The organism is Candidatus Aminicenantes bacterium (assembly GCA_011049425.1).
Classification (GTDB): Bacteria; Acidobacteriota; Aminicenantia; order UBA2199; family UBA2199; genus UBA876.
Window position 1 is genome coordinate 1 of the sequence record DSBM01000082.1, and the last position, 7341, is coordinate 7341.

Below are 7341 nucleotides of genomic sequence, written 5' to 3' on the forward strand. Positions count from 1 at the left end.
AATGAGTCGTACATCCTAATGAATCGCCTGATGCGGAGACGAAGGGTCTTTACAGGAGTATTCGGCGATGGTGCTGAGCATTGAGTTTTCCAGATTTTGAATGGATTTTTCCCAGGTCCAGTGTGATTCCACCATCTTACGCCCGTTCTCTCCCAGGGTTCTTGCCAAAGCTTCATTGTTGATGATCATAGAGATTTTTTTTGCGAAAGACTCAATGTTGCGGTCAGCGTATAAACCGGTCTTGTTGTGAACAACTGTTTCTCTTGTCCCCGCTTCAGCAACAGTGATGACCGGCAATCCGCATGCGGCTGCTTCGAGAGGAGCCAGACCTAGGGGTTCCAAATTGGGCGCATAGACCATGGCTTTCGCACGCTGAAGTAGCATAACTATTTCCTCATCACTGATACGCAACTTGGAAACAAATTTGACTTCAAGATGACCGGATAATGACTTCAGTTCTGAAAAGTACCTCTCATTGCTTGTGTTGCCGACCCATACCAGGGACGGTTGAGGTTTCTCGGTTTTCGCAATGGCCTTTATGACAAATTCAATGTTTTTGTTGGGCTGAAAAGCACCGATACCAATCACCATGTTCTCGCGCGTTTTGTTTGAAACGTGAAACTTGGCTGAGTCAACTCCGGGATAGCAGACATGTCCATTGATACCATAGGCCCGCTTCAGGTTTTCATTTGAATACAGGGAATTCACGCAGATCGTATCAAAAGCCATGATGTTTTCGCGCTCTTCACGCATTTGAATGCCCAGATAGTGGAGTTTTATCCAGTGCTTGATCCAGATGGCCATGTCACGCCAGTAGAATTTGGCATGCGGCGCCGCCCAGGGCAGAACCGGGCTAGCCTCGTAGAGATATCTGGCCGACTCATGAAAATAAAAAAGGGTTGGAAGTTTTACATATTTGCCGATGGGGGGGATATGGCTTTTTTTGCTTGAACACACAAACAGCAAATCAAATGCCGAATCATTAATCCTTTTCGCGCAATCTCTACAATGTTGATCGAGCTGGTGAGACCACCTTGTGACCCGGTTGTGATAGTATGCCAATGTGCGGAAAATTTTCGGATTCAGTTCTCGTCTGCGAGGCAAGGGCATCCTGTGTTCCGGGATCAGATCCGTTAAAGGCAGGAAGCTTGAATCAGCGGTATCGGGACACCAGGCCTCCACTGTATGTCCCGCTGCCAGAAGGCCCCCAACTTGATCAAACAGGACTCTCTTTGCCCCCCCGCTGGGCAGATTATGCCAGATTGCGATTTTCATGTTTACGCTTTCCGGGCGGTCACGCGAATACTTGAACTCATGCGGAAAGTATACCTGCGCATGGCTAGAAGATATCTTCGTGCGCTGGATTTGTCAAATGAACCTTTTGCCGACGAGTCAACGTAGACATCAACCGGAATGGAAAACAGTCTGAAACCGTTTTTGATAACCTGGAATTGTGCTATATTGGCTGTTGAGGGGTAATGAAGGAGGGCACTGAATTGCCGTTGCGAACCTATGAGCCCGACAACCTGATTGCCCGGGGCTGGTGGCGGATTTTTCCCGATATCCTGCGCGAACTGTGGGCCAACCGCTGGTTGACCTTCCAGTTGTTCCGCCGGGATTTTCTGGCTTTGTACAAGCAATCGGCGTTCGGGATTTTCTGGGCGGTGCTGATCCCCCTGGTGAGTGTGGGCACATTTGTGCTTTTGAACCGTTCCGGGGTTTTCCGATTGGGCGATACCTCCGTCCCCTATCCCGTTTTCGCCGTACTGGGCGTGGCAAACTGGCAGGTTTTCTCTACGGGCGTCATGGGTGCGTCCAACTCCCTGGTCCGGGCCGGATCAATGATCATGAAGATCAATTTCTCGCGAAAGTCACTGGTGATCGCGGCGTTCTCCCAATGCCTGGCGGCGTTCGCCGTACAATGGCTGCTGGCCCTGTTGCTGTGCCTGCTTTTCGGGGTCACGCCTTCCATATGGATCGCTTTCCTGCCTTTCCTGTTGTTGCCCCTGATGCTGACCACCCTGGGCTTGGGTTTCATCTTATCCATCTTGAACGGCATCATGCGCGATGTGGGAAACGCCTTGGGCGTCCTGATGACTTTCCTGATGTTCCTGACGCCGGTGCTGTACCCCCGGCCGGCCTCGGGCACCTTGTCGCGGATTACGGCTTTGAATCCCCTCTATTTCCTGGTCTCGGTTCCCCGCGACCTGGCACTTACCGGGCACACGACTGAGTGGAGCGGGTTCTGGATTTCATCTCTCGCGGGTGTGATCATCTTTCTGGTCTGCGTTTGTGTTTTCCACCTGGCTGAAACCCGGGTAACGGAGCGGGTGTAACCAAATGGAACCCATGATCCGCGTGGAGGGGGTCGCAAAAAAATTCTGCCGCAATCTGCGCCGCTCCATGTGGTACGGCATGCGTGATATCGCGCGCAACGCGGCCGGCTTGCGCACCCGGTCAGGTTTACTGCGAAAAGACGAGTTCTGGGCTTTGCGGGGGATCGACCTTGAAGTAAAACGGGGCGAGGTCCTGGGAGTCATCGGCCCCAACGGGTCCGGGAAAAGCACGCTCCTCAAACTGCTCAACGGCATTTACTGGCCCGATGCCGGTCGTGTGTCCGTGCGGGGCCGGGTGGGAGCCCTGATCGAGGTCGGAGCGGGCTTCCATCCCATGCTTTCCGGCCGCGAAAACATCTATGTGAACGGCGCCGTCCTGGGCATGTCGAAAAAAGAGATCGATGCCCGGTTCGATGACATCGTGGCTTTCGCGGACATCGGCGATTTTCTCGACATGCCGGTCAAGCATTACTCCTCCGGCATGTTCGTACGCCTTGGTTTTGCGGTTGCCGTTCACTGTGACCCTGATGTGCTGCTGATTGACGAGATACTTGCTGTCGGGGATATGTCTTTTCGGCGGCGTTGTTACAACCGGATAGATGAAATGAAAAAACGCTGCGCGATTATCCTGGTTTCTCACAACATGTTCCAGATCGGTAGAATATGCAGCACGACCTTGTTTTTACGTCAGGGACAAACAAGGTTTATCGGGTCCTCGGCCCGGGGTATTCTGGCTTATTATGAATCTGTCAGTAACAATGCGAATAACGAAGATCGGGAAATTCGTTCCGAAGGACCGATCCGCATGGTGGAGGAAAAGCACAGCCTGGATGGCAATCGTCTCGAAATTGATTTTATTATGGAAACCGATCCCGAGCATTGCGAGATTCCTTATGGTTTGAGTCTGACCTTATTGGATGCGTCAGACCATTTGTTTGCCCAGACGAACTCGTTGTTCCAGCAGCGTGTTTTTCAGGGGCCGGGCCGGGTCCGGCTTACTATTCCCGGATTGAATCTGAACCACGGCATTTACCGGGCCAACCTGATGGTATATGATGCCGACCATTCCCGTTTGTTCTCTATGTATCGCAATCTCTTTTCTTTTTCAGTAAGCAGAAGGTTTGTGGCCGGGGCCACCGTATACTTTGAAGACGCAAGTTGGGAGAGTCTTCCGAATCTTGAGAGTAAGCCGTGAAACGTTCCGTTCAGCATGCTACGGTACGGTATCGTCTATGTGTCGGTTGCGGGGTGTGCGAGCTGGTCTGCCCGGTAAATGCCGTAAGGGTCGAGTTTACGCGAAAGGGCGAATATGTTGCGGCCGTGGATTCTTTGCAGTGCACGGATTGTGGTGTTTGTGTGAAATACTGTCCCCACGCAAGGGAAATATTGAGATCCAGGGCGATGGCTGTTTCATCTGCGGCTGATGCTTTGAAGGCCGGCTTGGAGGATCGAGATTTTTATCTGGCATTCGACCGGGGCCCGGGACGACGCAAGAGCGCTTCGGGTGGGGTGGTTACACGGTGGCTGGGGCAATTGCTGGATTCGGGTCGCCTGGACGGGGTTATCCACGGTGAAGCCGTTGTCGCATTGGAGGGAAGTCCCCATTTTCGCGCGGTTTTTTCCTCGAGTTCCGCTGAATTGGATGATCGCAGGGGTTCTTTTTATGCCCCGTTGTGTTTTGCAACTGTTGTGAATAAGTTCGCCAGAAACAGGAGCCGGCGCCTGGCCTTTGTGGGGACTCCCTGCGTGATCCGGGCCTACCGGCGCTTGTTTGTTGAGCATCCTGATTTTCGTGACAACCACGTGGTGTTCCTGGCGCTGGTGTGTTCTCACAATGTTTCACACAACTTCACCGATTTTCTCTACCGTTCAATGGGATTGCCTTCCGGCCGGGCGTTTCGCCTGGATTTTCGCAGCAAGGAAGGTATTCCCCATGCGGGGCGTTATAGAATGCGTGTTAGTGATCAAACAGGCAAAATTCTTGCCCACCCTGACCGCATGGAGTGCGCATTTACGGAAAGTTGGCGGTCACACGCCTTTGTGCTCAACGCCTGCCACTATTGTCCGGATTTCTGGGGATGCGAAGCGGATCTTTCCGTAAAAGATGCCTGGGGATCGGCCTGGGCCCAGGATCCTGCAGGTACGTCCCTGATCGCGGTGCGGGATGAAAAACTGCGGGCTGAATTCGTTTCCGGGTCTGCCGGCCTCTACCTGGAAGAGTTGACCAAAACCGCTTTTGTTAACAGCCAGGTCCTTACGGCCAGTTACCGACAAAAGCATGTCAATGATCGCTGGAAACAGAATGTGTTATCCCCCAGCAATCTGCGTAATGGCTTTGCCCGGAACCGACTGTTGGGTTGGTTTTCGCGCTGGGCCTGGCCACGAATCGGGGCCGAGGGGATGCGTCGCTGGATTCATCGACTGGGTTCCGCGCATGATCGATTGTACCGCTGGGTGAGCCGGGTGCGCAATGCGTTGCGCACGATGCTGCGCATACCGGCTGCACTTTTTTCCCCTTTATTGTGTCCGTTGCGTTTTGCGTGTTACCAACGCAACAAGACGCGCGGGCCCATCCTGGTGGTGGGGGGGTACGGATACGGCAACCTGGGAGACGAAGCCCAGTTGCATACCACCTGGATGAAACTGCAAAAGTTGTTTCCAGAACAACTCATAAAGGTGCTAACACCGGATCCACATGCCACGCATGCTTTGCACGGTTGCGCCGTAGGCGAAGCCCCGCGGCTGGCCTTTTTTGATGCCGACACATCATCCATGTATGAAATGAATACGCGGCGTCGTAAATTTTCTTTCTTTGTCCGGGCATTGGGGATCTATGTCAACGCACTTCTTGTTCGTGCCGGCACCTCAACGTTCATGCTGCATCCGCGAAGATCCGCCCTGCTGCAAGATATTCGGAACGCATCAATGGTTTTCTTTTGTGGAGGTGGATATTTAACCGGAAGCACGCGATCGAGGTTATGGGATGGGGCGTTGTTGGGTCGATTGTGCCGATTGTTTCGGGTTCCACTTGTACTTTCCGGACAGACCATCGGCATCTGGCAGGGTCGATTCACGCGTCGCCTGGCACACTGGGGATTTTCAGGCGCGGCTTTGATCGGTTTGCGCGATCCGTTCGCTTCTAAGATGGATCTGGAAGAAGCCGGTATTGTCGGAAGTCAGGTTATGGTGACTCATGACGACGCACTTTTTTCCGAGTCCGCGGATCCGGTGCGGTTGCGTGAAGCCCTGTTAAAGGCGGGCCTGTCGACCGATATCGCGGATAAGGGCTATCGCGTACTGCAGTTTCACTATTGGGGGCTACGGAGTCGAGGGAAACGAATCACCCTGCTGGACCAGATCGAAACGGTGGTACGCCGCATGGCACGGGATGGATTGCCTGTGGTTCTCATTTCGATGATGCCCGCTGATGACGCGGCCGTTGCAGACTTGCGTCGCCGGTGCCTGGACCTGGTTTTGCCGGCGATTGTAAAAGAGAATGATTTTCGCGTGGTGCGTGGGGTTATCGGAGCGGCGCGTCTGTGTGTGGCCATGAAGCACCATCCCCTGATTTTCGCTTTGGGTGAAAACATTCCGGTAATCAGCCTGGCCAGGAGTGAATATTACATGCATAAAAATTCAGGAGCGCTGGCACTTTTTGATATGCAGGAATTCAACCTGGACCTGGAATCGTTGAAATGGAACAATAAATTTGAAGAATTGTTTGAAAGGACGAATCGTGAGGCAGAAATACTATCCCGGCGGATTCGACTGGCGGGTGAAGAACTGCAAAAAAAAGGCCGGATTTTTGATCAACTTGTACGTGGATTGATTCCAGATACCGCCGGGGGAGAAAAATCATGACCCGCATGTCCGGGTGCAGGATTGCCTTTTTGCTTCCAGGGGGAGAGCCATGGGTACGTGAGGCTGTCGCGGACCTCATGCATGTGCTTGATTCCCTGTCGGCGGAAGTTGTTTTCCTGAGCGATGGACCGGCGGCACGGGAGTTGGGAGGGCCCTGGATCGAACTGGATGGGGTCGACACCAATCCGGCATTCCGGCGCATGTATTCGAATTACACGGTCGCGGAACCATCCGTGGAAGAGTCGCTACGGGAATTCCGTTATTGCCGCGTGCGGTTCGGAGGAAAATTTTCACTTGAACAGGTACGGACGCGATACCAGGGATGGATGAAGCAGGCCCGGGCGTTGTACCGCCTGGTTCAACCGGACCAGGTCTGGATCTGGAACGGTGTCGTGTACCGCAGTGCCGCGTTTGCCGCGGTCGCGGCGCAGATGGGCCTGCCTGTATATTATGCGGAAAAGGGGGCCATGCCCGGAAGCTGGGCCCTGGATCCGTGCGGAACGAACGGGGCTTCTTCCCTGCTTCAGGTTCCTGAACCGGCACCTGAGCCGGGGCGTGTAACCGTGATGCGGGATACGATCCGTCAATGGGATCACGCGGGCTGTAGCGCGTGGGGTCAGCCCGAACGAATGAAAGCAGGGGAGCTGGAACGACTCAAGGAAAAAGCGGAGGGACGAAACATTGTCTTTTTTCCCGGGCAAGTGGATAGTGACAGTAACATCATCAGTTTTTCCCCCAATTTTTGCGGATCCAGGGAAGCGCTGGATTTCCTGGTACGGAACCTGCCGAATGAGTACTTTTTCCTGGTCAAACCCCATCCGAAAGGACATGTCTCAGCGGATGAATTCCGCCGGGTTGTCGGCGAGCGTGGCCTGGTGACGGAAGACATCCATGTGCTGGATGCCGTCGAGGTCTCTGACCTGGTGGCCACCATCAACTCCACGGTCGGCTTTGAAGCCACATTGCGGGGAAAGCCCGTTTTCTTTTTGGGCCGGGGTATCCTGTCCGGGCGATCATTCGTGCGGGACTGGGTCCCGGAAGAACATCTTGCAGGCCAGGTATCTGCGTGGTTGATGGAATACGCCTCCAACAAGGAAGAATTGGTGAATTCAGCCCTGGCCTGGGCGGATCATCTCTATAGAGA

Annotated in this window: 5 protein-coding genes; 4 read left to right on the forward strand and 1 reads right to left on the reverse strand. The window is 53.8% G+C overall.

Features of this window, described 5'->3' with window-relative positions; translation table 11 throughout:
- Window positions 1-15: 15 nt before the first annotated feature.
- Window positions 16-1275: a glycosyltransferase gene (locus tag ENN40_05570; GenBank protein ID HDP94813.1), complete on the reverse strand. Its 1260-nt coding sequence runs from the start codon at window positions 1273-1275 to the stop codon at window positions 16-18.
- A gap of 203 nt (window positions 1276-1478) precedes the next feature.
- On the opposite strand from ENN40_05570, the gene ENN40_05575 reads away from it, so the two are divergent.
- The 4 genes from ENN40_05575 to ENN40_05590 all read left to right on the forward strand — a co-directional run.
- Window positions 1479-2336 (forward strand): hypothetical protein, encoded by an 858-nt coding sequence (locus tag ENN40_05575; protein ID HDP94814.1) that lies wholly within the window; start codon window positions 1479-1481, stop codon window positions 2334-2336.
- Window positions 2337-2340: 4 nt separating this feature from the next.
- Entirely contained in the window at window positions 2341-3531 is a 1191-nt protein-coding gene (locus ENN40_05580) for an ABC transporter ATP-binding protein (protein HDP94815.1), read from the forward strand.
- On the forward strand, window positions 3528-6197 hold the full coding sequence (locus tag ENN40_05585; GenBank protein HDP94816.1) for a 4Fe-4S dicluster domain-containing protein: 2670 nt from the start codon (window positions 3528-3530) through the stop codon (window positions 6195-6197). The genes ENN40_05580 and ENN40_05585 overlap by 4 nt, the downstream gene beginning before the upstream one ends.
- Window positions 6194-7341 (forward strand): hypothetical protein (locus ENN40_05590; GenBank protein HDP94817.1); only part of this gene is annotated, 1148 nt, incomplete at its 3' end. The genes ENN40_05585 and ENN40_05590, both read left to right, overlap by 4 nt.

Excerpts from the sequence above, each read along its gene's own strand:
- ENN40_05580 (HDP94815.1), top strand. The coding sequence starts at position 2,341 with ATGGAACCCATGATCCGCGTGGAGGGGGTCGCAAAAAAATTCTGCCGC.
- ENN40_05575 (HDP94814.1), top strand. The coding sequence starts at position 1,479 with ATGAAGGAGGGCACTGAATTGCCGTTGCGAACCTATGAGCCCGACAAC.
- ENN40_05570 (HDP94813.1), bottom strand. The coding sequence starts at position 1,275 with ATGAAAATCGCAATCTGGCATAATCTGCCCAGCGGGGGGGCAAAGAGA.